At 44.6% G+C, this 26,238-nt stretch carries 29 protein-coding genes and 1 tRNA gene; 9 read left to right on the plus strand and 21 right to left on the minus strand.

Going from position 1 to position 26,238, the window contains the following annotated elements:
- Positions 1–40 precede the first annotated feature (40 nt).
- The gene (locus LG272_RS01360; RefSeq protein WP_404409136.1) at positions 41–1,570 is read right to left on the minus strand and encodes a leucyl aminopeptidase family protein; all 1,530 of its coding nucleotides are present in this window, start codon (positions 1,568–1,570) and stop codon (positions 41–43) included.
- A gap of 139 nt (positions 1,571–1,709) precedes the next feature.
- On the opposite strand from LG272_RS01360, the gene LG272_RS01365 reads away from it, so the two are divergent.
- Entirely contained in the window at positions 1,710–3,254 is a 1,545-nt protein-coding gene (locus LG272_RS01365) for a serine hydrolase (protein WP_404409138.1), read from the plus strand.
- Positions 3,255–3,333: 79 nt separating this feature from the next.
- A tRNA-Arg gene (locus LG272_RS01370) sits at positions 3,334–3,410 on the plus strand.
- A 347-nt stretch (positions 3,411–3,757) separates the two neighbouring features.
- Here the strand turns inward: LG272_RS01370 and LG272_RS01375 are convergent.
- The 5 genes from LG272_RS01375 to LG272_RS01395 form a co-directional block, all read right to left on the minus strand.
- Positions 3,758–4,501 (minus strand): hypothetical protein, encoded by a 744-nt coding sequence (locus LG272_RS01375; protein ID WP_404409140.1) that lies wholly within the window; start codon positions 4,499–4,501, stop codon positions 3,758–3,760.
- A 23-nt stretch (positions 4,502–4,524) separates the two neighbouring features.
- Positions 4,525–5,232, minus strand: coding sequence for a nucleotidyltransferase domain-containing protein (locus tag LG272_RS01380; RefSeq protein ID WP_404409142.1), 708 nt, complete (start codon positions 5,230–5,232; stop codon positions 4,525–4,527).
- A 670-nt stretch (positions 5,233–5,902) separates the two neighbouring features.
- Positions 5,903–6,978, minus strand: a protein-coding gene (locus tag LG272_RS01385; protein WP_404409144.1) for an IS3 family transposase whose coding sequence is annotated in 2 segments (ribosomal slippage) — positions 5,903–6,729 and positions 6,729–6,978 — 1,077 coding nt in all. Because the reading frame shifts where the segments join, the coding sequence is not laid out codon by codon here.
- A 92-nt stretch (positions 6,979–7,070) separates the two neighbouring features.
- A complete protein-coding gene (locus LG272_RS01390) occupies positions 7,071–7,289 on the minus strand; it encodes a hypothetical protein (protein WP_126759714.1) in 219 nt (72 codons plus the stop codon).
- A 13-nt stretch (positions 7,290–7,302) separates the two neighbouring features.
- Entirely contained in the window at positions 7,303–8,682 is a 1,380-nt protein-coding gene (locus LG272_RS01395) for an RHS repeat domain-containing protein (protein ID WP_404409146.1), read from the minus strand.
- Positions 8,683–8,761: 79 nt separating this feature from the next.
- Between LG272_RS01395 and fic the strand changes: the two genes are divergently transcribed.
- Positions 8,762–9,844 (plus strand): protein adenylyltransferase Fic, encoded by a 1,083-nt coding sequence (gene fic / locus LG272_RS01400; protein WP_404409148.1) that lies wholly within the window; start codon positions 8,762–8,764, stop codon positions 9,842–9,844.
- A gap of 128 nt (positions 9,845–9,972) precedes the next feature.
- Here the strand turns inward: fic and LG272_RS01405 are convergent, their stop codons facing one another.
- The 6 genes from LG272_RS01405 to LG272_RS01430 form a co-directional block, all read right to left on the minus strand.
- Positions 9,973–10,662, minus strand: coding sequence for a hypothetical protein (locus LG272_RS01405; protein WP_404409150.1), 690 nt, complete (start codon positions 10,660–10,662; stop codon positions 9,973–9,975).
- Between the two features lie 239 nt (positions 10,663–10,901).
- Entirely contained in the window at positions 10,902–11,342 is a 441-nt protein-coding gene (locus LG272_RS01410) for a hypothetical protein (protein WP_404409152.1), read from the minus strand.
- Positions 11,343–11,456: 114 nt separating this feature from the next.
- Positions 11,457–12,200, minus strand: a complete 744-nt coding sequence (locus LG272_RS01415; RefSeq protein WP_404409154.1) for an RHS repeat-associated core domain-containing protein — start codon at positions 12,198–12,200, stop codon at positions 11,457–11,459.
- Positions 12,201–12,595: 395 nt separating this feature from the next.
- Positions 12,596–12,868, minus strand: coding sequence for a hypothetical protein (locus LG272_RS01420; RefSeq protein ID WP_404409156.1), 273 nt, complete (start codon positions 12,866–12,868; stop codon positions 12,596–12,598).
- Positions 12,858–12,983: a hypothetical protein gene (locus LG272_RS01425; RefSeq protein ID WP_404409158.1), complete on the minus strand. Its 126-nt coding sequence runs from the start codon at positions 12,981–12,983 to the stop codon at positions 12,858–12,860. Before LG272_RS01425 ends, LG272_RS01420 begins: the two co-directional genes overlap by 11 nt.
- Before the next feature lie 136 nt (positions 12,984–13,119).
- Positions 13,120–13,473: an RHS repeat-associated core domain-containing protein gene (locus LG272_RS01430; protein ID WP_404409160.1), complete on the minus strand. Its 354-nt coding sequence runs from the start codon at positions 13,471–13,473 to the stop codon at positions 13,120–13,122.
- Between the two features lie 638 nt (positions 13,474–14,111).
- Between LG272_RS01430 and LG272_RS01435 the strand changes: the two genes are divergently transcribed.
- Complete coding sequence (locus tag LG272_RS01435) at positions 14,112–14,603, plus strand: hypothetical protein (RefSeq protein ID WP_126759719.1); 492 nt, start codon at positions 14,112–14,114, stop codon at positions 14,601–14,603.
- A gap of 138 nt (positions 14,604–14,741) precedes the next feature.
- Here LG272_RS01435 and LG272_RS01440 read toward each other — a convergent pair whose 3' ends face one another.
- Positions 14,742–15,479, minus strand: coding sequence for an endonuclease/exonuclease/phosphatase family protein (locus tag LG272_RS01440; protein ID WP_126759720.1), 738 nt, complete (start codon positions 15,477–15,479; stop codon positions 14,742–14,744).
- A 207-nt stretch (positions 15,480–15,686) separates the two neighbouring features.
- Here LG272_RS01440 and LG272_RS01445 point away from each other — a divergent pair, with 207 nt between their 5' ends.
- The 3 genes from LG272_RS01445 (at position 15,687) to LG272_RS01455 (ending at position 17,263) form a co-directional block, all read left to right on the plus strand.
- Positions 15,687–16,106: a hypothetical protein gene (locus LG272_RS01445; RefSeq protein WP_404409163.1), complete on the plus strand. Its 420-nt coding sequence runs from the start codon at positions 15,687–15,689 to the stop codon at positions 16,104–16,106.
- Between the two features lie 2 nt (positions 16,107–16,108).
- Positions 16,109–16,318: a helix-turn-helix transcriptional regulator gene (locus LG272_RS01450; protein ID WP_126759722.1), complete on the plus strand. Its 210-nt coding sequence runs from the start codon at positions 16,109–16,111 to the stop codon at positions 16,316–16,318.
- Between the two features lie 207 nt (positions 16,319–16,525).
- Complete coding sequence (locus LG272_RS01455) at positions 16,526–17,263, plus strand: hypothetical protein (protein WP_404409165.1); 738 nt, start codon at positions 16,526–16,528, stop codon at positions 17,261–17,263.
- A 120-nt stretch (positions 17,264–17,383) separates the two neighbouring features.
- Here the strand turns inward: LG272_RS01455 and LG272_RS01460 are convergent, their stop codons facing one another.
- The 6 genes from LG272_RS01460 to LG272_RS01485 form a co-directional block, all read right to left on the minus strand.
- Positions 17,384–18,094 (minus strand): hypothetical protein, encoded by a 711-nt coding sequence (locus tag LG272_RS01460; protein WP_404409167.1) that lies wholly within the window; start codon positions 18,092–18,094, stop codon positions 17,384–17,386.
- A 46-nt stretch (positions 18,095–18,140) separates the two neighbouring features.
- Entirely contained in the window at positions 18,141–18,356 is a 216-nt protein-coding gene (locus tag LG272_RS01465; protein ID WP_126759725.1) for a helix-turn-helix transcriptional regulator, read from the minus strand.
- Positions 18,349–18,831 (minus strand): hypothetical protein, encoded by a 483-nt coding sequence (locus LG272_RS01470; protein WP_404409169.1) that lies wholly within the window; start codon positions 18,829–18,831, stop codon positions 18,349–18,351. The genes LG272_RS01465 and LG272_RS01470 overlap by 8 nt, the downstream gene beginning before the upstream one ends.
- Positions 18,832–18,936: 105 nt before the next feature.
- Positions 18,937–19,986: an isopenicillin N synthase family oxygenase gene (locus tag LG272_RS01475; protein WP_126759727.1), complete on the minus strand. Its 1,050-nt coding sequence runs from the start codon at positions 19,984–19,986 to the stop codon at positions 18,937–18,939.
- A 115-nt stretch (positions 19,987–20,101) separates the two neighbouring features.
- The gene (locus tag LG272_RS01480; RefSeq protein WP_404409171.1) at positions 20,102–21,181 is read right to left on the minus strand and encodes a DUF2891 domain-containing protein; all 1,080 of its coding nucleotides are present in this window, start codon (positions 21,179–21,181) and stop codon (positions 20,102–20,104) included.
- Positions 21,178–21,537, minus strand: a complete 360-nt coding sequence (locus tag LG272_RS01485; protein WP_404409173.1) for a hypothetical protein — start codon at positions 21,535–21,537, stop codon at positions 21,178–21,180. The genes LG272_RS01480 and LG272_RS01485 overlap by 4 nt, the downstream gene beginning before the upstream one ends.
- Positions 21,538–21,690: 153 nt before the next feature.
- Here LG272_RS01485 and LG272_RS01490 point away from each other — a divergent pair, with 153 nt between their 5' ends.
- On the plus strand, positions 21,691–22,596 hold the full coding sequence (locus LG272_RS01490) for an amidohydrolase family protein (RefSeq protein ID WP_404409175.1): 906 nt from the start codon (positions 21,691–21,693) through the stop codon (positions 22,594–22,596).
- Positions 22,597–22,627: 31 nt separating this feature from the next.
- Here the strand turns inward: LG272_RS01490 and LG272_RS01495 are convergent, their stop codons facing one another.
- A complete protein-coding gene (locus LG272_RS01495) occupies positions 22,628–24,220 on the minus strand; it encodes an ABC-F family ATPase (protein ID WP_404409177.1) in 1,593 nt (530 codons plus the stop codon).
- A 95-nt stretch (positions 24,221–24,315) separates the two neighbouring features.
- Entirely contained in the window at positions 24,316–24,978 is a 663-nt protein-coding gene (locus tag LG272_RS01500; RefSeq protein WP_404409179.1) for a phosphoribosyltransferase, read from the minus strand.
- An 80-nt stretch (positions 24,979–25,058) separates the two neighbouring features.
- Here LG272_RS01500 and LG272_RS01505 point away from each other — a divergent pair, with 80 nt between their 5' ends.
- Positions 25,059–26,228, plus strand: a complete 1,170-nt coding sequence (locus LG272_RS01505) for a benzoate/H(+) symporter BenE family transporter (protein WP_404409181.1) — start codon at positions 25,059–25,061, stop codon at positions 26,226–26,228.
- The last annotated feature ends 10 nt before the right edge of the window (positions 26,229–26,238 follow it).

The raw sequence follows: 26,238 nt of genomic DNA on the forward strand, positions 1-26,238 counted from the left end.
CCATCACCCTGGTCGGCCTCCTTATTCGAGCAGTATTACTCTAGTTCGATTGGCTTGAGTACAGTTTCACCCACTCGGTGAGTAAACGTACGCCGTAACCGTTACCACCAGCTGGGTGAATACCGCTAGCGCCAGTGTTATAAGCATTACCTGCCATGTCGATGTGAATCCATGGGGTGTCTTTTGCAAATTGCTGTAAAAACACGGCGCCAGCTTGCGCACCCGGAGAGCCGACGTTTTTAATATCCGCCAAGGTGCTACTGATAATGCCTGGATACGGGCCCAACGGCAGTTGCCAAACCAGCTCGTCGGTTGCTTCGCCCGCTTGCTTCATTGTTGCAAGCAAATCGTCGTGCTCAGTGAAAACAGCTGAGTAAGCTGTGCCCAAGGCACCTACTTTTGAACCGGTTAGCGTTGCAATGTCAGCAATGGCGCGTGGTTTGAATTTGTCGCGAGCGTACCAGATACCATCAGCAAGAATCAGACGACCTTCAGCATCAGTGTTCGCCACTTCAATTTTGGTGCCATCGCCAGCAGTGACCACATCACCTGGCAACAACGCTGAACCTGAAATTAAGTTATGCGACAACGGCACCACGGCAACAACATTTACTGGCGCTTTTTGACCAGCTAATGCCATTACTGCGCCCAACACGGCACCACCGCCCGCTTTGTCTGTCTGCATGCGCAAGATAGAGCCTGACGAGGTTTTAAGGTTGTAACCACCGGTATCAAACGTATTGCCTTTACCAACCAATGCTATCGGTTGATCGTCGCTACCTTCCCAGTGCGCCGCCAGTAAATAAGCCTTGTGTTCACTGCCTTTACTTACGCCGTATAGCGCACCCATGCCAGCTTTGCGCACTTGCTCAGGGTTCAACACGGTCACTTTAATGCCAAGCGGCTTCAGTGCCTTCGAAGCCATTTCTGCAATGGCCTGGGGATAGCCGTCACCACCAGGTAAATTAATAATGTCGCGCGATAAGAAAACACCCTTAGCAATGGCTTGGAATTCAGCATAATGTTGCTGTGCCTCTGAATCGTCGGCCACTTGCCAGTGATAGGCAACTGTTTCGCGACCTTTTGCATCGCTCTTGTAGCGATCAAAACGGTAATTCTTTAAATCCATACCATGCGCAATGGCAGCAACAGCCGCAGCGTCATTGATAAGGCTAGCGTTTAAAACCACGGCGCTATCACTTGGTAATGAGCTCAAGAGTTTTGCGCCGACTTGTTCAGCTTTCACACGATTAAACGCCTCAGCCGCGCCAACACCCACAACAACTAAACGTTCTGCAGTTAAACCTGTAGGCGCCAATACTTCAACCATTTGACCATGTTTTCCCGCGAACTCTTTCGCGTTTAACGCTGTGGTTACCATGGTTTGCGTTGCACTTGACCACGACTCTAGCGCCACGGTCTGATCTTCGGCGGCAAATACAACCATCACCTTGCTATCATTGTTCGCCGCTTCGCTGAACTTATGTTCTATTAAAAACTGCGAAGCAAACGCCTGTACTGACAACATCAAGGCTGCAAGTATCGCAACAACTTTCATTGCTTTCATCATTCTTCCTCGTTAAGAAATATATCGTTATGTAGTTTATCCTAACCGTTTCGGTTCACTAGTCTATTCGGGCAAGTTGCCTAAACTCTGCGATGAGGTTAGATTGGCAAGCAACAAATAGAACAAAAATTAGGACACCATCATGACGTTATCTTTCAAACCTATAGCCAGTTTCGTGTGCGGTGCATTGCTCTTTTCAACCGCGCCAGCGTTCGGTCAATCTGCCGATGAAATTCGCGCAACCGCCGAAGAGGCGTTAAGCGCATTTAACATTCCTGGGCTTGCCGTGGTTGCGGTGAAAGATAACGAGGTGGTGTTAGCGGAAGGGTTCGGGATACGTGATATTGGTAACGGCGAACCGGTAACTGCCGACACCCTATTTGGCGTTGCCTCACATACCAAAGCGTTTACGGCAGCGGCGCTTGCCACACTCGTTGAGCAAAAGAAACTTCGTTGGGACGATAAAGTCATTCAGTATATTCCGGAATTTCGCCTGTCAGACCCTACGATTACCGCCGAACTGACCATTCGTGACTTGTTGAGCCACCGCTCTGGATTGGGCCTAGGGGCTGGCGATTTGATGATTTGGCCAAACACCGACAAATCCACAGCCGACATTCTGGCTGGACTTGCCCATGTGCCGTTTGCTTCTGGGCTACGTGAGCGTTTCGCCTACAACAATTTAATGTTTGTTACCGCCGGTGAAGTGATCGCTCGCGCAAGTGGCATGCCATATAACGATTATGTAATTGAAACACTGCTTGAGCCGTTGGGCATGACTGATACGGTGCTAGGATATTCGAATATCCCGTCAGACGTTTCTAATGTCGCCGTCGGTACCATTGAAATGAATGATGAATTGCACCGCTTCGCGCTGGATTATCTGGAAGATTTTGCAGCGGCAGGTGCGATGGCTAGCAACGCCAATGACTTCGCAAAATGGCTATTGGCACAGGTCGCTCAAGGTTCAACTTCTTCAGGTTCATCAGTATTCAGTGCCGATTCGCAACGTGCCATGTGGCAGGTTGTGACGCCACTGTCGGTAAGCGCCAGCGCTGCAGAGAACGGCACGCATTATCGTGGCTACGGACTTGGTTGGTTCGTGAAGAACGAGCATGGCGTAAAGCACGTTTACCATAGCGGTGGCATTTTAGGCATGCTCTCGCTCACTACTATCATTCCAGAGCGCAATTTCGCCATTACCGTGATGAGCAACCAACAAGCCTTCGGTGCGTTAACAGCTATCACTCAAGAAGCGCTGGAAGATTTATTCGATTTGCCAGATCGTGATTGGGTGGCGGAAGAAAGTGAGAAATACCGGGAGTTTATGAACTCCAAAGCCGACTTCAAAATGCCAACGCCTGATGTTGCGCGCAAAGCGTTGCCATTAGCGCGCTACGTGGGTAGCTACGTCGATGCATGGTACGGCGCCGTAGATATTGGCATGACAGACAAAAAGTTACGCATTAACTTTACCCACACGCCAATGCTGAAAGGAACACTAGAGCACTACAACGGCGATACTTTTGTGGTGCGCTGGGACGAGCCATTGCTAGAAGCCGATGCTTATATAGATTTCGAAGTGAATCGCTCGAACGAGGTCACCGGTGCCAAAATGGAAGCCGTTGCGCCATTTACCGATTTCAGCTTCGATTTTCATAATTTAGAGTTAAAACGCCAACCTTAGTTGGCGTTATTCCGGCTGGACAGCAACGCCGACGGTCACTATAATGCCGGCTCATTTCGATTCCTTAGTGAATCAATACGCACCCGTAGCTCAGCTGGATAGAGCGCTGCCCTCCGGAGGCAGAGGTCACAGGTTCGACTCCTGTCGGGTGCGCCACGGTTACAAGCCCATGAAGAATAGTAAGCACTTACAAACAAAATCCTGTGACATTCTCGTGCCATATCTGTGCCAAAAAAATTCACTGACAAAAATCTGTTCTTTAAATACGACTTTTAGCCAGAAATCGCTATTGACGACCAGAGAATCGCGACTTAATGGTTCAAATACTCTTTAATGTAATCCCTCACTTCACAGCTTTAGAGTACATAAAGAAGATTAGAGGCTACAATCAGATTTAAAGAGCAGTTTTTAATTGAAGCTAACCGCAAATCTTTGTCCGTTATGTGCCAAGAGCGGACGTTAACGCCGCCATAAATTGCCGCACGAAACGCAGCGTAGTGCGGTCAATTTGATGGCTTTGTTAAAGGCCATGGCACATTTAGCTGACGCATGCATTTTAAATTTATGAAGTTTTGCTTAATGCCTATGCTTGCAACGTACTCCAGTTCTCTTTCTAAGAACTGTTGATGGAAAAGCATACAGTAGTCTTCTTTGAGAAATAGGGAGTTACCAAGCAGTCCTAGAATTTCTTCATGCTTTAGCTTAAGTATTTCGAGGAAATAATAGTCGAAGAATTCAAGTATAGCCTCCAGGGCTGCTTTAGCATCTCGGGAAAACCAAAACATGGATGACTTATCGATTTTTGTCTGTGGCATAGGTGACGCGTCGAAACTAAGCCCAAGTTCTACTAAATCCTCATACTTTTTATGATCTAGTGACAACTCAACAGGAATCTTTATTTTCTTAGGATGAACTGAAGCATCCCGTACCTTTTTTAACTCTGCCACTTTTTGATACTTATGATTCCCTCTATCGATATAGTCAGATTCACGAAACTTTGAAAAAATATCAAACTTGGAAAATGACGGGAGCTTTTCAATATCACCAAGAAATTTAGGTGATCCACTGATACTAGATACACAACAATTTGCTGCTGATTCAATGGTAAGTATAGAATTTATAATTGACGCACGTGAAAATCTCTGTGATTCGTACTGATCAGAGGTCTCCTTCGATAGCATCTCAAAATGGATTGCATCTGAAAGCAATTGAAAAAAAGACTGATCTGAAAAATACGGATAATCCATAACTTTGTGTGTCCTTTAACGCCTCAAGAAGGGGCGCCGCTTGCGGCGTCCCGCTTGCTTGAATTGTTAGGCTTTGTCTCTCCAGCTTCGTCGTTAGCTTTTTCTGTGTTTTTAATTATGACCGTATTAGTTCCTACCCAATGACCGGCCCCAAAGGCTACACATAGAGAAACGACGACGACTGAAATAAGGCTAACAATTTGCTTGATAGTTAGGGCGCTAAATAGCTGACCAATGGTTAATTTTTCTGGGTCGATTGAATTTTGTGACTTTGGCTTTGGCTGCATTGGCAAAGACGATGGAGTAAACTCGATATCAGTTCTCACCCTCTGCTTCCATGGAATATCTACCTGTAATCTTCCACTTTCACCATCCCAAAATTTCTTGGCATTTAATTTTGAAACCAAATCTGGGAGATTGTTGCTTTCAACATAGCTTTCGTTTTGAGTGCTAATTGCCTTACCATCTTTAACGAGAAAAAGGTCTAAAGCCTTACATTCAATAGATATAAAATCTCTCATATCTGCTGGCCTTAGATGACCATCATACTCAACAAGAATATCAATATCAGATCGAGGACTCCCCGTACCAAATGCTCTCGAACCAAATATGTACAATCCTTTAATGTTACGAAACCTTTCTGACAGAGAGTCCGCAACATCTCCCAGGTCTATAAATTCTTCCATCGTATCCTCGTAGAAGCCTAACATTTGTATATTGTGCGTGCGCATTTAGAAACTCGTCCAATTGGCAGTTTTCGGATCTTAACTTACTGTTCAAGCTAGCATTGCTGCCTTGAAAGGTTCCGAGTTAGCACAGGCAATTTGAGCATATTCAATTACACTCTATCTAGCGCACAATATCTAATCTTTATTTTTTCTTATGTCATTGACAGTAAACGGTTTAAATACACAACACAACAATAAAACACGCAGTATTGCCGACGTGAATGTGCCGTGCACCACTAGCGACACCCACACTTACGAATAACGGGACGGCTATTCGCTAGTTGGAGTTGGCTGAAAGTCAGAAGGTCCGCTGTTCGCTCTTTGGGGACCTTCTGCCTTGTGCCATTTGCGGACATTCAGGAACGCCTTGGTACGCTGAACAATTCTAAATACAATCACGGTCTTTCTATACCAGTTGCTAGAGCTAACAGCTTTGCATAGCCTTCTATTGAGTGTGCCTTTATGCTTGAAAGCAGCTTTGGAGCGTGGCCTGCCAGTCCGAATGTGTCGGTACGCTCTGTTAATGCAATCGAGCCTGTATCAGTGATCTCGTACTCTTTGCTGCTATCAGAGAAGCCCATCTTTCTAAGCGGCACTGTTGGGACTAGATCATTCTTTCTATAAATATGGTGTGTAAATACCCCATTTATAACACAGTCATCTCGTAGAGTATTTATGCCGCATTTCGGTACTCAAGTGGCGTCATGTCATTGAGTGAATCGTGCGGTCGTTCGTTGTTGTATAGCTCAATCCAGTCTTCGGTTATTTGCTTCACTTCGTTCAGGTTGTTGAAGATGTAGCAATCGAGTACATCATCACGATAAGTTCGGTTAAATCGTTCAATGTAGGCGTTTTGATATGGGCAACCGGGTTTAATGTAATCAATCATAATGTCATGTGCTTTTGCCCAATTTACAAACACTTCCGAGGTGAATTCGCTGCCATTATCAACCCGAATTTTCTCAGGGTAACCATGCCACTCAGCAAGTTGGTCAAGATAGCGTATGACGCGCAACGACGGCATGCTGGTCGCAATATCGATACCTAAAACTTCGCGATTAAAGTCATCAATGACATTAAATGTGCGAAACCTGACTTTGTTGTGCAAGCTGTCACTCATAAAGTCTATTGACCAGGACTTACCCAATGCATTCGGTGCAGCCAATGGCTCTGGGTTGCGGTTGGGTAATCGCTTTTTGCCTTTGCGTCGCAGGTTCAGTTTTAGCTCAGTATAAACGCGATAAACACGCTTGTGGTTCCATCGATGGTCTAGCTTTCGGAGGCGTTTAAAGCACTTCGGGAAACCCCACCGATGGTGCTTGTCGATTAAAGCATTCAAGGCATCAATGATTTCGTCATCATCGCTCAACTTTGGCTCGTAATAGTAAGCGGTACGGCTAATGCCAACTACATCACAGCACTTTACAACGCTCGCGTTATATTGCACCTGCAACTCGCGTGCCCAGATTTTCCGTTCTGCCACAGGTGCTAGAGCTTTTTTATTATGTCTTCTTGCATTTGTGACTTGAGGCTCAACTCAGCATACATCTGCTTAAGTCGACGGTTCTCTTCTTCAAGCTCTTTTAAGCGGCGCACATCAGACGCTTCCATGCCGCCGTATTTTTCGCGCCACTTGTAAAACGTTGAATTACCGATACCGTACTTACGGCAGATATCTTTCACCGGCATACCGGCCTCGGCTTCTTTTAAAATCGCCACAATTTGGCTTTCAGTCATGCGTTTGCTCATCGTAAAACTCCTTTATTTTAGTTTAAAAGAAATTCTACGAGTGAGCTGTATTATTTTACGGGGTAGTTACAGGTATTTACAAAAGGCTTACATCACTCCAACCCTAGCAATAGTTTTGCTTCTTGGGTGGCTGAATCTGCGTCACCAAACAATCCAGCAGGATCTGGTGTTACTCGCACCTCATAATACACCTCTTCTTCAAAGTCATACTTCTGAACATATTTATGAAGTACATATGCTCCTTCTTTTGACTGGTGTATTTCAACACTTTCTTTGCCATCTTCTGTTGAGATACGTTTAATTTTTGTCATAACTCTTCACTCACTAATTATTTTCATCAATTATTGACTTAGGCTCAATAACTTTATTACTAGAGGCATCTCTAAAAGCATGGGTTTGCACTTGAGAACCGTCTTTTGCGGTATGTGCAGAAGAACTAACTTTCTGTACATTTACGGCATCAACGCCATGTTGTTCAGCGATACGATTTGCCTGCTTAGCAGGTTGACTGATTACGGTGCCTCCTCCCTCAGCAAGCTCTGTTAACTGGGATTCAGACGCTAATTGTTTTTCTAGTTTGACACCTTGAACAGCAGATTCAGCTCCACTGGCAACCTTAGCACCTTTATAGGCTTTATAGGCTGAATGAGCAAGCTTTCCGACTCCTCCAGTAGCGGCTGTTATAAGTCCGCCCACAGCAAGAGACTTGGCTGCTGCACCAGCACCTTCATTCTGATAAGTTTGATAAGTATCATAAGCGGTGATCGCAGCTCCAACAGCAGCGATTGCTAGGAAAACAAATTCCCCATCAGGGTCAGTGTATTTATATGGATTATTATTGGCATAAGCATAGCGGTTAAAACCATGTGCAATGCTGTTACCACGCTGTATATGCCCTAAAGCATCAACCGGATCATTACTGTAGAACCGACCTATGACTGGATCATAGTATCGTGCCTGCATATACGTCAGCGCAAGGTCATCGTCTTCCAAATGACCTGTGTAGCCGAGACCATCCGCCTGCTGTGGCGCATCGTTATGGCGCGCTACTAGTTGCGAGCCTAAATGGTAATACTCAATGTAATTGCCATTCCTGTAGGTCGCCAGTAACGTCCCTTGTTGGTTATACAGGCTGTAGGTCTTAATTCCACCCTCGGTTTTCGACACGCGTCGACCATGACCATCATATTGATAGGTGATACCATCAGAGCTGATTAAACGGTTAGCCCGATTATAGTTAAAACTACGCGTTCCATTTGAAGTCACACTGCCACGGCTGTCATAGCTAAAGGTTCGCGAAACTGCACCCGACACACTAGCCAATCGATTCGAGCTATTGTAGTGGTAATTGATATTCTCGTTCCCCACGGTCTTACTGATGATGTTGCCAAGCGCATCATAACTAAAATAACCGCTACCCCATGCACCATCGGCACTTGTCAATCTATCAAGACGGTCGTAGCCGAGCGTCAGAGTGTTGACAGGCATTAGAATGTCTGTGACTGCCAGTAAATTGCTATTCAGATCGTAGTGGTAAGTATGCTCAAAAAGTGCCGTACTATTGCTGATCGACCGCATGTCAGGACGAAACTTTGCGTCCAAGCTCTGGTTAAACAACAACCCGTTTCCGTATTCAAACTCGAGTAATTGACCCGTTACAGTCTCGAAATGAGTCGTGTCGATAAAACAATAAATAATCGACAAATAAACTTGTCGTGTCGATCGAATCGACATACACTTAGGTTAATTTGATAATGTGTCGAAATTACATGGATATTTAAACATGACGTGGCAAGCTAACCAACCTTACAACGATTTGCCGAGGTTACCTCCCAAATTAGAACTCATCGAAACGCATAACGTGTTAAAAGCATGCATCTCTGCTCGCGCTGCGCTTGCCGAGTTGAAACAAGCTGGTGCCTTACTCCCTAATCAAAGTATGCTCATCAATTTGCTCCCTCTTTTAGAAGCAAAAGACAGTTCAAAAATTGAAAATATCGTTACCACAACCGATCAGCTATTTCGATATGCACAACAATACAGTGGTGCTGATCAAGCAACCAAAGAAGCACTTCGCTATCGCACTGCACTTCATCAAGGCTTTATGCAGCTAGAGCAAAGACCTTTGTGCACAACAACAGCTATTGAGGTCTGTAGCACATTGAAAAATACGGCAATGGAGTTACGGAAGCTACCTGGCAACATTATTGGTAATCAAACAACCAATGAGGTGATTTATACACCACCGGTGGGAGAGGAGGTTATTCGCAATTTACTCAGTAACTGGGAGCAGTTTCTGCACGATACCGATACTATCGATCCGCTGATAAAAATGGCGGTGAGCCACTATCAATTTGAAGCAATTCATCCATTTTATGATGGCAACGGGCGTACTGGCAGAATTTTAAATGTTCTTTATTTGATTGAGCAGAAGCTCCTAACACTGCCGATTTTATACCTCAGCCGGTACATTGTTGCGCACAAGCAAGATTACTATCGATTACTGAACCAGGTGACCCAGAATCAAGCTTGGGAAGACTGGCTTGTATTCATGTTACGCGGTGTTGAGCAAACGTCGCTTTGGACTTGTGAGAAGATCGCCGCTATTCGAGCGTTAATGGAGCAGACTACAAACAGGATTCGCGAGCAATTACCGAAAATATACAGCTATGAGCTTGTTCAAGTGATTTTTGAGCAGCCTTATTGTCGCATTAGTAATTTAGTGGAACGCGATATCGCCAAGCGTCAAACCGCTTCTGTATACCTTAAACAGCTCGTTGAAATTGGCATATTAGAAGAGACAACTTCAGGTAAAGAAAAGCTATTTGTGAATCCTCGCCTGATGAAACTCATGACATCAGCTTAATCCCCAGCGGTAGTTGAACGATTTCTTAGATGGCATTTTTTCTACCTCTAAACTGAGATTTTAATCATGCCTGAAAAATGCTCTATCACGATAGCAGAGGTCACGGGCTCGATTCCTGTGGGAGAGAATCATATTGCTTTACCCTTTCTAATACCTTTGTAAAATATACAATCTCGAATCTGAGATTGATCATCAAGAGGTACTAAAGTAATGACATCTACTTTACCTGAGAAATCTGATTGCTCTTCTATCTCTATCTGATAGTAAAAATTTAAACCCGTACGTTTATTCCAAAGATTCACATAGGGCATCGAGATGATCTGCCATTCGCCGGACAGTTCACCGCCAAAAGTATAAGCAACATTAAAATTGCCATCCGCTTTTAATATTAGTGATTTCATCGATTCACAATTATCGCTTGAGTATTCACCAATAATTTCCCTCTCGGGCTTTTCACCAACCCCATCATCAAAAAGGTATACACCTATGTTATCACCACGGTACCAGTGATTTCCCGACTCAACGAATGTAATATCCGTGTTTGAATACCCTAAGCTTGCAAGAATCGGCATAATCTGATTATAGTTCTGTTCAACGGTCGCTTTCGAACCGGTTATGATTGTAGATTCATGGATGTTACTAGGCGCTTTTAACGACACTCGATTTACCTTAAAGCCCTTCTCTTCTAATGCGTTTTTCACCTTTTCAAAGTTGCTTTCTTCAAGCTCATAATCGTTTAAGTAGACTATTGGTACAGCGCAGCCAGCGATAAAAAACAATGCTGACAAACCTGCCAATAAAATTAACTTATGACGCATTGCCAAGGGCTCCTTAAATTCCTTTTTTATTTTCCTGAAATAATATGGCTCACGTTTATAAAGCGTTACCCCGCAACCATTAATGGTGCGGAATGCTTTATTAGCGTTTAAGTTCCATACGGATGTTTAGCTTGAGAACCAAAACACCGCTTAATCCCCTGCTCAATATAGCTTTAACGATTTACCACCGAACCCGTGACTGCCCTCCGGAGGCAGAGGCCAGAGGTTCGAATCGTTGTCTATTTAACTTGTAACTCACGACTGTCTGTGTAAGTTACATACCAGTCAAACTCGGCGAACTGAGAACTGTTATCTGGAGTAATTGACCAAACCTCTTCAAAGCCTTCTTCGTCAGGTTCTACAACGAGATTTTGCTGCCCAACGGATAGCAAGAGCTGTCCGTCTTTGTGAACTTCTACACTTGTTACACTTTCCCCCATAAGCATATAAATTTGGGATAAAAACCTACCTCGCTGCAAGAAAAAGTTATCCTCTTTTTCTGATTGATCATCGACCCATGCAGCACCTGAAACAGTTAACCAAATTTCTTTTTTTGGAATTGATTCTGTCAAGAAGCATAGGCGCAACTCGATACTTGAAACAATCAACCTATCCAACTGACACTTAAGAAGATGATCATTTGCCCTTTTATTGGCTAGAGCTAGCAGTGCTATATCCATAATTTTAATTCTCTAATTCAATGTGACTTCGCGCTCGTTGCTCAGTTTTTGGAATATTACCAAAATTTGAGCCGTTCGCTGGATTAACTGCTTGTGATGATCCCTCTCGTGAAGTCACCACTCTTGGGGGATGGTTTGGCCCCCATCCATTACCCGCACATCCGTTTTCATTTCAGGCACATTGTGTATCGTTCCCGATTCAGTTCCAGCTTTATTTGTCACAGTCGTACCGCTCATACCTGCCTCTTCAAGGGAGTTTCTTACTCCACTTGTTGAGTTGTGGACGACTGCTCCATCTGCTGTAGCTATAAAATCTGCCCCTTTTCTGGAGGCCGAAATTGCCATACTTGCACCGCCGGGAACCACGGGTAGAGCCAGTGCAGCTCCATCAGCTATTACGCCGAGTGCATCTAATCCAGCAGCAGCCCAATTTCCATTAGCCAGATTGCTTCCAAGTGATGTTAAGCCAACACTAAGACTTGCGGCATCCCAAATAGATTCTAAATACTCACCCTTTGGGTCGGTATACTTGTAAGGGTTATTATTAACATACAAGTAGCGATTGAATGACATTACTGGGTTGGAAGCTGTCCAACCAACTGGATCATTCGAATAAAACCGCCCGATAACAGGATCATAGTATCGTGCCTGCATATACGTCAGCTCAAGATCACCGTCTTCCAAATGACCTGTGTAGCCGAGACCATCCGCCTGCTGTGGCGCATCGTTATAGCGCGCTACTAGTTGCGAGCCTAAATGGTAATACTCAATGTAATTGCCATTCCTGTAGGTCGCAAGTAACGTCCCTTGTTGGTTATACAGACTATAGGTCTTAATTCCACCCGAGGTTTTCGACACGCGTCGACCATGACCATCATATTGATAGGTTATACCACCAGAGCTGATTAAACGGTTAGCCCGGTTTTAAATAAAATTAAAGACGCGCCTTCTTCATTGGCCAAAGGAGCATTGTTAGAGACAATTCCGATATCTGCTAGACGATGGTACTTTTCCGGCTGGTGCTGGGGAAAACGATATTCGGGCTATCTATGACCAAGAAAATGCAGAAATAAAGTTCTTCTGCCGCTACCAACGGGATATGAACTTTTACGATAAGAAACTGATGGCTTTTGCCACCAAGCATGGCATTGAGACGAAATCTTGCACCGTTTCATCTGAATATTGAGCAGCTACTTGCCTTGATGTAAGCAAAAAATAAAGCCCCGCGAGGGCGGGGCTTTGGATTCAAATCATTAATCTTCAGGAGTGTTTAATTTCTCTTTAGAGCCTAGAGTTCCCAACCAAACAAATAAAAATCCAAATGCTGATTTCTTAAACAAGTATGCGTAATATCCCCATCCTTCACCACGTTTAACTACATATTCCCCTGAGTCCGCTATACCCGAAGAAAGTATGATGAATACGTCATACAAAAAAGGAAGTGATACCAAAAGCATACAAATCTTAAAGGCAAGCAGATACCTTTTGTCCAAATAGACAACTAAACGAGTTCTTTTACTCATCATTGATCTCTTCTTTTATTTCATTTTTGATGACTGTTTGAGTCGCATCAGATGCTGCGTCAATTCCATTTTTAACAGCGAGGGCGCTATCTAATGCACAGTTAGCAATCTTGGCCATAGTTCCCAATTGATTTAGCACCTGTTACTTGTAGCGCTGTTTCTATCACTACACCAGCGACAGGCTCATCTCTCTGAAGTGCAGATCCAACTCCAGCTAAGAATGAGCCTGCCCCTGTTACAGCCGCAAGCTCAGGTTAACCAGCAATCAAAGCAACAACAGTAGCACCGGCAAGAGCATCAGATGTCGCGCTTAAATTTTCAGGAGAAGTAGAATTCGCTATCGCCTGTCGGCCACGCTCGATAGAATTGTTGATCTTTGTTGTTGTGTGATCAGCGGATGAAAACCCGAGCATTTTAGCCCACATATTAGCTTTTTCCGAAGACTTACCTGTGGGATCTTTATATTTGTATGGATTATTGTGGGCGTAAGCATATCTGTTAAAACCGTGTATGTCGTTTGGAGTGCTTAAGTGATCTAATGCACCTACAGGATCATTCGAATAAAACCGCCCAATCACCAGATCATAGTATCGTGCCTGCATATACATTAATCGACACTACGAGCCATAGTAAAGCATCAATAAAATTAAACTAATACAGTGCGTTAGCAATATAGCTTAATTATTGAAGCCTACTGCATTACGCACCAAAAAACCTTGCGAGGGCGAGGCTTTGGATGCGAAAATCTCAATTAGAGAATAACGTTCGGTTCAGTCTTCGTCGCCTGCGACAACACAGCAACATTTCAAATGTCAGGGAGAAAAGAAGTTTCTCTTATATTCAATTCTTATTAATCGATTTTCTTTAAAAGTGGTCTTTACTGTTTCTTTGTGGACACTAGGGTAGTTTAATACCCAAAGGTCCGAGTCAAAAAGACTTTCTTCTTCTTTCTTTTGAAAGACTAATTCCATTTGACCTGTCCGATCAAAATAACCGACAATTTTGAGTCTACTGTTATAAACCGGATTGAGTGTTATTCGAACAACGTCTTCTTTGCTATTGTAATCCCCCCGAAAAATCGGAGCAGTTATAAGTAAAAAATCCAACTCCACTTCAATGACGTCGGTTATAACCCAGCGCGGTCGGTGATGCCTGTGGTAGCGCCTGTATGGATAATTTGTAGCCTTCCAGCTAAATTTAAAGTTATGGTGCGCTCTGAACTAATAAACTGGGTCTCTCAACAATCATGAAAACCACTTATCGTTACGCAATTTTATTTGGATTACCCGGTCTTGTGGTGGCGTTTATTGCGGCGATGGCGACTGTCGCATTGCTTGCTGGTATTTTCTGGCTCTTTATTTATGGCGACAATCCTTGGCCGGATTGGTCAGATTATTTCCTTGGTAGTGTTGCACTCATTGTTTTTCTGAGCGTCTGGTTACTCACCATTTATGCTGGATTTCAACACGGCTGTAAACAAAATACCCGTTCTTCTTCTTTCAAGACTCAATTAATCTATTCTATTACTGCCACTGGCATTATGGCTCTTTCGGTCACTCTGTTTTTAATACGCGGCGAACTTCGCCCCAAAACGCTTAGCGAACAATGTGCGAAGATTTGCTTAGATAAAGGTTATTACGGAAGCTCGACGCCCCCTAATAGCTCAGGAAAGAAGACATGCAGTTGTTTCGATGAAACAATCAACGATTACATTGAAATTGGCGAATTGACGAATTGACGAGTTGACGGATGGAAAGTATTCAATCCCATACAGTTCGCAAAGTAATTAGCCTGCAAAGTTTTACAAGGCGGAATTCTAATCGGTAATTCTGCAACCCAATAATTTTATTGGGTTGCAGAATCATAACTTAAACCGCTATAACTTAAACCGAGCATAAAGAGGATTATGGTCAGACACCGTATTAGTATCAATCGCGGACGCCTCTTGAAGCGACAGGTCGCGGTAGAAGATGAAATCCAAAGGGTGTTGGCGGTAAGTTTTAATATGATGTGGGTCCACCATAATCGCCCGCCGAAGACCAATGCTTCGACAGAATTGCAGTAAGCGCAAGCGGCGCTGGCGGCTCCACACGTTAAAGTCACCAGCCACAATAAGCGGCCCTTTGTGACCTAGAATCTCTTCTTTAATTAGCTCTATTTCTTGCGAAAACTGATGTGCGCGAACGAAGTTGATTGCGTGCACATTGACGACTAACAATGAACCACCTTCTGCCAGCGAGTGATACGACAACATATAACTTTTATGTGTGGCGAACATACCTTCGCGCCTCCTGCTCAGTCGAGCTTGGGCTTCGGTAAAAGCATACTGACTTGCAGTAAGTACGCCATAGCTAGAGCGTCGCGTCTGCATATTCGGAGCAACAGCATACGACCAATGTGGGAGTAGCCAATTCTCTTTCGCACTCAACTTCGCCTCTTGCAGCAATAAAAATAGGCATGGGTAGTCGGCTAGAACGCTTGCTAAAGCGCGCTGAAACTGCGGTGTCTCGGTAAGTTTCTGAGTGTTCCAACACAGCACACCGAACTCTTCACCGTGAACAATAGGATGTTCATGGATAAATTGCTGAGGAATCACAACCTTGGGTTTAAGCACACATCCGCCTTTTGAAAATCCGCACTCTAATTACACTGCTTTCGCCATCAAATCAGACACTATTTGAGTATATCAGGTTCAACTTCTGCCGGATGCGTCATTTATATTAGATAGCTTTTAACGACAACCAATGTTAAAGATATTTGACATTGGCAGCTTTGTATATAAACTAAGCATGTTAATTATTTTTAACTTTAGGATTGAAACATGGCTTTCAAGGAAAAATCAGCTTGGTTATTGTTGTTGGCAACCTTAAGCGTCGGGCTTTACATGACGTACGTTGTCGTGCAAACCTACGCGGAGCAACATCAGGTTCCGGCGGTACTACCTGTATTTATTCAACTCACAATCACCTTAATTGTTCTAAGTGTGATTGGGCAAATAGTTCTAGCTATCACCAATCGTAAACAGGCTGAACAAAAAACTGACGAGAGAGAAAAGCTATTTATCCGTCGTGGTCAAGCTGCGGCAGGCGGTGTATTAGCCGTTGGTGTTGTCACTTCGTTACTACATTTTTTGTTCTTGAACGATGGTAACCTACTCTTTTATAGCTGTCTTCTCAGTTTAGTTGTGGCACAAGTCACCGAATACGCTGTCCAGATTGCTAGCTTCCGCCGAGGTTATTAATCATGTTGCCAATCGCAAACTGCGTACGAGAATTACGAGCAGAAAATGGCGATATGACGCAAGGCGAATTAGGCGATCTCGTTGGTGTAACACGCCAAACGATAGCGGCAATTGAACAACGCCGCTACTCACCGTCCCTTGAAACTGCTTTTCGTATTGCCAAAGTTTTCAACAAAAGTCTTATTGAAGTGTTCTGGTTTGACGAAACCTAATTTGGCTTATGCGACGATCATGAAGTTCGCCATGATTATCAACCTGCGGAATCACCTCAGAAGCGTTAACGATATCGATAAACTGACTTTAAATTGACAGGTATGTTTTTACGGTTTATTTTTTAACTTTTATGTAACATATTACGTGAATCTTAATTAGGTGTTCATCCATAAAGTAATGACACTAAATATCTGGGAGTTCCTGCAATGCGATTTCTCTTACCTATAGCTTTCCTGACCTTGCTGTCATTGCTAAACGCGAAACCGGTCAATGCCAATGACAAACAACGACCAGATCTAGGCGCAGAAGTCATCCTTCTCATAGCATCGACAGTGGGTCTCTCGCGCGATGAGTTGAACCGATCTTTTAGCGTCATATCCGATTTTCAGTCGCGTAAATTTGCTCTCTCGGAACTTGAGTCTCTCTCAGATGAAGAGGTACTTGCCAAAGTTAATTTGGAAGCAGAGCCCTATGCGAATATAGAAACCGAACACCTGATGTTAATTGCGAAGCGATATGAAATCGAAACCGAATTGTTAGCAGCTCGAGCTGACGTTGATGCGGAGAAATTCCGCCAGTTTTACCGAACGTTTGATAGCACACTGACACTTGCATTGCGCTTGAATCGCTACGTTTCGGCGAAGCAAAACTCAGTATCAAAAACTAACTATTCAAATCATGCTTCAGGCAGCTACTTTGCTGACGTTGATTTCGACGGCCCGATTATTGACTGCCGGCTATCTTGTGATGCTGTTAAAGATCAAGTTTGGGAAGATTTGTCAGTTCAGCTAACTTTAGTTGGTGATATACAAGATTCGGCAAAACAAAAAGGCTCTTATTCAGAGGGAACAGTTGCCCGCATCGTTGATCATGAGTCTGGAAACTTCATTGAGGTCAGAAAGCAGCCTTATTCTCTTCCGTGGGTTCCGGTTAACGGTGGTTAAAACTGTTGCGAAAAACCTGTTGTTCAGCAATAGTTCGCAAAATATGGTGAAACTGTGGCTTGTCCGGCCTAAAACGCTTCATTGCGATAATGCGCAGGCGTATTCGCCTGCGCTCCAACCTTACATTTTCGACGAGTTACCAACCCCCTCAATGCGCAAGCTGCCAGAACCACTCTCAATGATATTTAGGTCGCCAACTTGGCGCACATTGATGCCACCAGAGCCATCGTCAATAGTCACCTTGCCATCCACTTGTTCAATATCAATTGAACCTGAGCCGTCTTCAATCGTTAAATCGCCACGAAGATAACGTACCGTGATCGAGCCTGAACCGTCGTCAATATCGACATTGCCGCCGTTTTCAATCGTGATGCTACCCGAGCCATCTTCGATGTTGAGATCACCCATCACATCGCGCAATACAATTGAGCCTGATCCGTCATTCAAATCAATACTCAGATCGGCCGGTACGCGCACTGTCAAATTGATATATGGGTTGTTACCGCGATATGAATTTCGGTCAAAATCCGCAATTAAAACTGCGTCACTGCCCGTTTTCTGAAGTGACAATCGAATGTCTTCAGCATCGCGATAATAAACTTCTGCAACCACATCAATTCGAGTACGACCCGCTTCACCGATAATTTCTAAACTTCCGGCGCCTGTATCAGCTTTCATCTCATCAATGTCAGTAAGCTCTAACGACAGACTTCTTGTTTCATGCTGAAGCTCACTGTTTCTCCATGAGTCACCATCACCTGGTATATTCGCGTAGACCACGCAGCCTGATAACAGGCTTACTGACGTCAGTGCTAATGCTATTGCTTTCATTTTGATTTCCTTATGCGAATTAACGTTTTCTACCATAATCGATTCATTATGATGAACTAACCTCTAAAGTAAAAATTTCTTCAACAGGCACATTAAAAAAATTCGCTAATTTCAAAGCAATTACTACAGACGGCGTGAACCGACGTGTTTCAATGGTACTGATAGTTTTGCGCGATACCCCGATAGCATCAGCCAGCTCTTGTTGCGACATGCTGTGCTTTGCTCGAAATGTTGGCAAATTATTCAGAACCTGATCATCCATTGTCATCGTCTCCTTGATCTCGCATTTCCCACAACACTGACAATGACCACACTAAAGTTCCGACGACGATGAGCGTTAAACTATAGGTGCTCACCGTTACGTAACTTCCAATATGCGTTGCTTCTAGATTCTCGCCAATCAACACACCAGGAATCAATACAATGATTAACCCAACAAACGCTCGAGCATTGGCTTTACGACTTGTTTCACGCGTGAATTCGTCACTATAAATGCCAAACATTTCCCGCCAGCCACCAGCGAGTTTATGACTACCTGTACTCATTCGTGTCACAACACCAACAAATAGTAGTGCCACTAGAACCATCAAAATACTTGGCCACTCACCAACATCTTTTCCTGCAAGCTCTAACCATTTCGATATCAACATAATAGTGAAGTAAACACCGCTTATAAGCGAGATATAAGCGCCATATTTGAGCGATTTCGCCTGAGCTTCTGCTGTCCATTTTGACATAAAGTAATCCTCTTTGAGGCATCACAATGATACCCTTAGGTTTCATAATATAACCTAAGGGTATCACTTTGCAACCCTAGAGTATCATTTTAACCAAAATGGGGCCTATACGCGGCACTCATCACAGATGTCAGCGGTTGGCATGTGGGCAAAGCTTTTCTCAAGTAGATGCCTTAACGGTTCATCGCAGTAATGCTTCCGTGTTACGTGAGGATGCGAGCGTAAACGCCCTTTCAGCACGTTATTGCCAACATCAGTCAGTAGCGGGTTACTCGGATCAACCGATGGACCTAAGGCACGCGATTTCAGTTCTGGCGGCAATGAGAGTACCGGTACTGTCGCGGATAATTGTGCAGCCATAAAGAAAGCAATGGAATAACGTTCGCTACCTTGAGTAGGGCTTTCAACTTTGTGATTGGTTGCCTTTAAAAAGCCGTTCGAAGCAAGCTCCAATAACTCACCAATATTCACGACTAAAGCGCCCGGAATTGGTGCGACATCAACCCACTCATTGCCACGCTCAACCTTGAGTCCGCTCTGTGAATCTTGCATGACCAATGTCAGGTAGCCCGGATCTTTATGCGCACCAACGCCTTGTTGGGGCGACTGCTGCGCTGGATAACGAATTAGTTTTGCATGAGTGTATGGCTGCGCACCAATGGTATGGTCAAGTGCGTGACCGTCAACACCCAATGATTCACAGAGCTTCTGCAATAACTCAACCGTGATATCACTTAGCTTAGTTTGCAGCTTAGTTAATGTCGGCTTGAGTTTAGGCATCGCGCTTGGCCATAGATTAGGTCCGATTAGTTTTTGCCAAGGGTATCGCACTTGTTCGGCTGAAAGGGCAAGCTCTTCATTCATCCAGTCGAATTGCTCGCGTGCATCAAATCGACCGGCTGTCATTTCATTTCCCATAGCGTTATAACCGCGAAAATGCGGCGAATGAATCATGTCAACCGACTGCTTTTCTTTAGTGGAGAGTTGGAAAAATGCCTTACTTAACGCCAAATAGCCTTGTTGCGCATCGTGACTTAAACCGTGATCAACAAGGTAGAAAAAACCGACCTCACTGGCAGCTTGGAGCAAATGCGCCAAGCCTTCATCAGAATCAAGCGATGTTAAAGAGATAATCGGTAATGTTGCAGCGTTCATGAGCGCCTCCCATAAAGGTATTGGCGCTCAATATATGTTGTTGCGTTTAATTTATGAACGAACGAATCTTTCTAAGTTAGATTGTTTCGCTATAGCCACCTTTTTCAAACGTCTGCTAATCTCTCGATTGATTTAATGCCTGAATAGCAAAGCTACCTAACCAGTGCCCGCCTTCATAGCTATCGCCAATCAAATTTGGATACGAATAAGCAACGTGTTTGTCGGCCACGTCACGCAAATGCGCGTATTGTGGGTAGGCATTCGCTAGCGCATATAAATTCCACGCTCGGCTGAAGTTTAGGCCATCAAGGTGAACGAGTTTACCGTCACTACGGTCGCTAACTTTACCTACCTCAAGCTGATAATTTTTATCGGCGAGCTGCGGCATAAAGTCAGATAGCCAAGGCAAGAACTCGTTCTTCGGTAAAACGCGTTGCATCAGGCCAATTTCTTCTAAGCATGGCGAAATGAAGTCATACCCACTTGGCTCCCAGCTAATTGGGCAATTTTTATCGGTCAGAAAATAAGCTTTTGCTCGTGTTTCGATGAGTTGCTCAAATTCTGTTAGCTCATGATTCACTGCGTAGTCATAGGCGAAACTCAGGCCAAATGCAGTATTCGTGTGTTCACCGACACGAACTGGGTAAAGCAATTGTGGCAAAAATTCCATATAGCGCTGCACAATGACACCAACAAGTGGCTGCAAGTTGGTAGAGAGTTCTGCTGCCATCGGATCGTCCCAAGCTTCGAGTTCATCGGCCAACTTAAGTAGCCAAGCCCAGCCATACGTGCGTTCAAAGGCCTTATTGATGTCTTTGCTGAAAAATTCCGCTTCGCGCAGGCCATTCTCTTTGGTGATATTGCGCTTTAATACTTCGCGAGCTTGCTCGGCATGCGCCATATCTGGAAACTGGCGAAGCAAAGTTACCAACGACCAATAACCGTGCGCAGCGCTGTGCCAATCAAAGCAACCATAAAATATTGGGTGATGTTGTGAAGGTTCTTTTAGATCTTCCGCGCTACCGAGCACAATCCCAGTTTTGTAAGGATAAGGTGTTTCAACACAGTGCAGTGGCAACGTGATTAACTTGTCCGCCTCAGTGAGTGTTAATTCATGCGAACTCTCGGTGCTGGCTTGAGCTTGTCCAAGCAACCCAAAAGAGAGAAAAACTGCAACGCTCGTTAATTTTTTCATTGTTCTGCCTTCTTAACTTCAGAAATCATTTCCCGAAAAATTATCTTACTCCAAAACATCACCTGCTCTGAGTCATAATCGGAATCACTCGAGTCATACATGACAATTAACGGATGTCCCGACTCACAGTAATCAGTCGGCTCAATTCCGCCCCATGTTAACCCTAGCCCCTTTACGCTGCTATTCGACGAAAGCCCTAGCCGATGACCAACATGTTCGGTAAATCCTGCATGAAAAATATTACTACCAACTTGCTGGGCCTGTTCACGCGATTCAAAACATTCAAAATGACTGAATTGCGGCGTTGTCGCACAAGCCGATAGGCCAAGAACCAATGCTGATAGGTAATATTTCAATTCAATACCTCGAGAGAGTGTGATCATTTTACCGATAGTCAGAGTGACATAATGCCCTGCCTTATAGGTAATGAAAACCTCTTCATTCTGCTTTGCTGAGAATGGGCTATAGTTGAACTGTTATTCCAAAACCATGATGACGAGGCCTTGATTATGTGGCTACGATTGACCCTTTTGGGAATGCTAACGTTCGCAACTTTTTCGGTGCTAGCGGCTTCGTCGCAAGAACAAAGCAATCGCACTGGCGAACCACCACCTATCATCAATGCGCATTTGCATGCGACAAATGAGAGAGGGATTACGGTTGATTCTGTTTTAGCAGAAATGGATGAACACAATATTCAATTTGCAGTCCTCTCGGGTGCAGATAAGGAGCTCGCCTATGCATGGCAACAAAAAGCACCGTCGCGATTCCGAGTGGGCGCATCTTTTCCCTGTACCGACGGTGTTTATCCACGAATGTATCCATGCTTTGCTGACAATAACGGTTGGCCGGATATCAACTGGTTAGAAGAGCAATTTACTAGTGGCCGTATGACAGTTATGGGAGAGTTGCTCTACGTTTATTACGGCATGGCACCAACCGATGAACAGCTTCAACCATACTTTGCTCTTGCCGAAAAAATGGCGATTCCCGTGGGAATTCATGCGGCAGATGGCCCACCTCCCAGAGAGCGCCCAGAAGGATGTTGCCCTAATTTCAGTGCCGAGTTAGGTAATCCGCTTTTACTAAAACCTGTACTCGAGCAACATCCTCAATTGAAGATCTGGCTAATGCATGCGGGCGAAGTTCGTTTTCACAAAGAAGCTATCGAGTTAATGCAAGAATTTCCAAACGTCTACGCGGACATGTCAATTCTCAATAGTGTGATGCCGGTCGCACTTCACCGTAGGCTCCTCAAGAGCTTTATTGATGCAGGGTTAGAAGATCGATTAATGCTGGGAACGGATAACATGCCATTGACAGCTATACGTGACCGTCTAGAAAGCTTTGAGTTTTTATCCGAGCGACAAAGAAGGAAGATCACGTACGAAAATGCGGCAAGATTCTTCAATTAAGAAATCAATTGCCGCACTCATATTTATGGCATTAATCAACAGCTAGCTGGCGCAAATAGTCGTCATAAGTGCCTGAGAAGTCTCGCATGCCGCTCTCGGTCAATTCGATGATGCGCGTGGCGAGCGATGACACAAATTCACGGTCGTGACTCACGAACAGTAACGTACCGTCGTAATGCTCAAGCGCGAGGTTCAACGCTTCAATCGATTCCATATCTAAGTGGTTGGTCGGCTCATCCATAATCAAAATGTTCGGACGCTGCATAATCAGCTTTCCGAAAATCATGCGGCCCTTTTCGCCACCCGACAAAATTGTGACCGGCTTTTTAATGTCGTCCTGAGAAAACAACATACGGCCAAGCACGCCACGCACCGCTTGTTCATCATGGTGCGGCTGCTTCCACTGACTCATCCAGTCAAATACAGTGATTTTTTCTTTAAACCAATCGGCATGGTCCTGTGCGTAATAACCAATATTGACGTTTTCAGACCATTTGATCATGCCACTATCAACTGGATGTTGCCCAACCAAGCATTTGAGCAACGTGGTTTTGCCGATACCATTGGCACCGAGTATCGCGACTTTCTCGCCGACTTCAATCATGGCGCTCAACTTACAAAGCACCTGTAGTTCGTCGAATGATTTGCTTACGCCTTCCATTTCAAGCGCTAATCGATAGAGCTTCTTTTCTTGTTCGAAGCGAATAAATGGACTAACTCGGCTTGAAGCTTTTACTTCGGCAAGCTGGATTTTTTCAATTTGCTTTGCACGTGACGTGGCTTGCTTTGCCTTCGAGGCGTTTGCCGAGAAGCGACTCACAAATTGTTGTAATTCGGCAATCTTCTCTTTCTTTTTCGCATTATCATTGAGCAATTGCTCACGCGCTTGCGTCGCAGCAAACATGTATTGGTCGTAATTGCCGGGATAAACGCGTAATTCGCCATAATCAATATCCGCCATATGCGTACACACACTGTTTAAGAAATGACGGTCGTGCGAAATAATGATCATGGTAGCTTGGCGATCGTTCAAAATGTTCTCCAGCCAACGAATGGTGTTGATATCCAAGTTGTTGGTTGGTTCGTCAAGCAACATGATGTCTGGGTCAGAGAACAACACTTGCGCCAATAGCACACGTAACTTTAGGCCCGGCGCAATCTCGCTCATTAATCCGAAGTGAGATTCCAACGGAATGCCAACGCCTAATAAAAGTTCACCTGCACGTGACTCAGCGGTGTAACCATCCATTTCAGCAAAGGCAACCTCAAGGTCAGCCACCCGCATGCCGTCTTCTTCGCTCATTTCTGCCATGCCATAAATGCGATCGCGTTCGGCTTTTACTTGCCATAATTCTTCATGGCCCATAATCACCGTATCAATGACACTGTATTGCTCGTAGGCAAACTGATCTTGGCGCAATTTACCCACGCGCATATTTGGTTCAATAGAAACGTTTCCGGCTGATGGCTCTTGCTCGCCACTAAGGATACGCATGAACGTTGACTTGCCGCAGCCGTTTGCGCCAATCAAACCATAGCGATTACCTTCGCCAAACTTAACAGAAATGTTTTCAAAAAGAGGTTTTGCACCAAATTGCATGGTGATATTTGCAGCAGAAATCACGTTTAAACACCCGAACAAAAAATAGGCGCGTAATCTACGTGGTTTGGACGAAAAACACAAAGGAAGTTTGCGGTTTCAGCAAATAAAATTAACGCTTATACTGCGTTTCCGAATTTAGATGAATGTCGCTGAATAATTTCTAGCACCTCATCGTCTCTTACTTGCGAGAAATCCTGATACCAATAACCGATAGCAGCAAACGGATACGGTTTCGCCAAACAGACCAACCTATCAATATCGCTTCGTATTTCCAGCGCGGTTTCGCGGGCGGCAACGGGAACTGCCACCACGATAGTGCCGGCTTCCTCTCGTTTAAGCACTTTAATCGCTGCCTTCATTGTTGCTCCTGTCGCCAGCCCATCATCAACTAAAATGACAGTTTTTCCCGTAACTTTGGGTAATGGCGTTCCCGAGCGATAGAGTTGTTGACGGCGCTCTAGTTCTTGGCGCTCACGTTGCTCGATACGGGCGATCTCGCGCGTATCAATCGCCAAAGTTTCCACTATCTCATTGTTAAGTACACGAACACCGTTCTCTGAAATTGCGCCCATCGCTACCTCAGGTTGACCAGGAACACCCAATTTTCGAACAAGTAAAACGGAAAGCGGCACGCCGAGCAGCTGCGCAATTGGCTCTGCCACTGGAACACCGCCGCGCGGCAGTGCCAAGACAAGAACATTGGTGAGACTGGTCATCGATGCTAATTCGCTTGCCAGTTGTTCTCCGGCTTCTCGACGATTTTTAAATGGTAACTTCATTCGGTTTTGTCGTTCCCTAAAAACGGCAATATGCTTAATATGACAATAGTTCATCGATGTCCCGTTTTGGAAACAAATGCATGAAATTTTCTCTATCACACATTTCTGCCGGCGCTACAGCCGTATTTGTTGGTTATAGCAGTGCCGTGGTACTGATACTTGAAGCGGTGAAAACGCTCAATGGTTCGCCTGCGGTGCAAAGTTCGTGGCTACTTGCACTTGGTCTCGCTATGGGCATGACCAGTATTGTTTTGTCGTTGCGTTATAAAGCTCCCATATTTACGGCTTGGTCAACACCCGGCGTTGCGTTACTCATTGTGGCACTCGAGGGCGTATCACTATCTCAGGCTGTTGGTATTTTTATTTTCTCGTCTGCGCTTATTGTTCTGTTTGGTTTAAGCGGCATTTCAGATCGCCTGATAAAGTACATTCCGGTATCGGTAGCCGCGGCGATTCTCGCCGGTATTTTGTTGAAATTTGTATTGGCGGTCATGCCGGCAGTTTATGAGCAACCGATTATCGCTGGTTCGCTTGTGATTGCATTCTTTGTGTTGCGTTATTTCACCCCACGGTTTGTATTTTTCTGGGTTCTCTTGCTGGCGATCGGTTTACCAGCCTTCATGCAAGATCTTAATTTCTCCCAATTAACATTTTCAATGCCGGCATGGGTTTGGGTTTGGCCTGAGTTTGATTTGTCATTAATGATTGGGGTTGGTATTCCATTATTTGTTGTGACAATGGTGTCGCAGAACCTACCAGGCATAATGATGCTGCGTAGCAATGGTTATACACCCCCCATGTCGCCACTTCTTACAACAACCGGTTTAGCTGGTTTAATTCTTGCGCCGTTGGGAGCTTTTGCAATAAACCTCGCAGCAATTACAGCCGCTATTTGCCAATCGTCAGACGCTGATCCAGATAGCTCTCAGCGTTACAAAGCAGCCGTAGCCGGCGGTATATTTTATCTCCTTGCTGGTTTAGCAAGTTCGGCAATTGTTGGGTTGTTTCTAATGTTACCTGCCGCCGTTACTGCCACCATCGCCGGCCTAGCGTTATTACCGGTGCTAAGTACGAACATGTTTAAAGCTTTTAGCGACGCTAATAATCAACTTCCGCCCATTTTGGCTTTCTTAACCACCGCATCCGGGACACATTTTTTCGGAATTAATAGTTCATTCTGGGGGTTACTGATTGGCATTGTGGCGTACTACCTTGCGCAGCACTTTAAATCGAAGCAGGCGGGAAAATAGACCATCAAAA

This window comes from Pseudidiomarina marina, from assembly GCF_044807045.1.
Taxonomy (GTDB): Bacteria; Pseudomonadota; Gammaproteobacteria; order Enterobacterales; family Alteromonadaceae; genus Pseudidiomarina; species Pseudidiomarina marina.

Bases quoted from the DNA above. Each gene is read 5' to 3' on its own strand.
- LG272_RS01445 (WP_404409163.1), top strand. From the start codon at position 15,687: ATGGCTTTCAAGGAAAAATCAGCTTGGTTATTGTTGTTGGCAACCTTA.
- LG272_RS01360 (WP_404409136.1), bottom strand. From the start codon at position 1,570: ATGATGAAAGCAATGAAAGTTGTTGCGATACTTGCAGCCTTGATGTTG.
- LG272_RS01475 (WP_126759727.1), bottom strand. From the start codon at position 19,986: ATGAACGCTGCAACATTACCGATTATCTCTTTAACATCGCTTGATTCT.
- LG272_RS01380 (WP_404409142.1), bottom strand. From the start codon at position 5,232: ATGCGCACGCACAATATACAAATGTTAGGCTTCTACGAGGATACGATG.
- LG272_RS01430 (WP_404409160.1), bottom strand. From the start codon at position 13,473: ATGTATATGCAGGCACGATACTATGATCTGGTGATTGGGCGGTTTTAT.
- LG272_RS01455 (WP_404409165.1), top strand. From the start codon at position 16,526: ATGCGATTTCTCTTACCTATAGCTTTCCTGACCTTGCTGTCATTGCTA.
- LG272_RS01365 (WP_404409138.1), top strand. From the start codon at position 1,710: ATGACGTTATCTTTCAAACCTATAGCCAGTTTCGTGTGCGGTGCATTG.
- LG272_RS01410 (WP_404409152.1), bottom strand. From the start codon at position 11,342: ATGGATATAGCACTGCTAGCTCTAGCCAATAAAAGGGCAAATGATCAT.
- LG272_RS01500 (WP_404409179.1), bottom strand. From the start codon at position 24,978: ATGAAGTTACCATTTAAAAATCGTCGAGAAGCCGGAGAACAACTGGCA.
- LG272_RS01470 (WP_404409169.1), bottom strand. From the start codon at position 18,831: ATGTCAAAATGGACAGCAGAAGCTCAGGCGAAATCGCTCAAATATGGC.
- LG272_RS01505 (WP_404409181.1), top strand. From the start codon at position 25,059: ATGAAATTTTCTCTATCACACATTTCTGCCGGCGCTACAGCCGTATTT.
- LG272_RS01490 (WP_404409175.1), top strand. From the start codon at position 21,691: ATGTGGCTACGATTGACCCTTTTGGGAATGCTAACGTTCGCAACTTTT.
- LG272_RS01435 (WP_126759719.1), top strand. From the start codon at position 14,112: ATGAAAACCACTTATCGTTACGCAATTTTATTTGGATTACCCGGTCTT.
- LG272_RS01480 (WP_404409171.1), bottom strand. From the start codon at position 21,181: ATGAAAAAATTAACGAGCGTTGCAGTTTTTCTCTCTTTTGGGTTGCTT.
- fic (WP_404409148.1), top strand. From the start codon at position 8,762: ATGACGTGGCAAGCTAACCAACCTTACAACGATTTGCCGAGGTTACCT.
- LG272_RS01460 (WP_404409167.1), bottom strand. From the start codon at position 18,094: ATGAAAGCAATAGCATTAGCACTGACGTCAGTAAGCCTGTTATCAGGC.
- LG272_RS01465 (WP_126759725.1), bottom strand. From the start codon at position 18,356: ATGGATGATCAGGTTCTGAATAATTTGCCAACATTTCGAGCAAAGCAC.
- LG272_RS01405 (WP_404409150.1), bottom strand. From the start codon at position 10,662: ATGCGTCATAAGTTAATTTTATTGGCAGGTTTGTCAGCATTGTTTTTT.
- LG272_RS01375 (WP_404409140.1), bottom strand. From the start codon at position 4,501: ATGGATTATCCGTATTTTTCAGATCAGTCTTTTTTTCAATTGCTTTCA.
- LG272_RS01450 (WP_126759722.1), top strand. From the start codon at position 16,109: ATGTTGCCAATCGCAAACTGCGTACGAGAATTACGAGCAGAAAATGGC.
- LG272_RS01420 (WP_404409156.1), bottom strand. From the start codon at position 12,868: ATGATGAGTAAAAGAACTCGTTTAGTTGTCTATTTGGACAAAAGGTAT.
- LG272_RS01425 (WP_404409158.1), bottom strand. From the start codon at position 12,983: ATGGCCAAGATTGCTAACTGTGCATTAGATAGCGCCCTCGCTGTTAAA.
- LG272_RS01390 (WP_126759714.1), bottom strand. From the start codon at position 7,289: ATGACAAAAATTAAACGTATCTCAACAGAAGATGGCAAAGAAAGTGTT.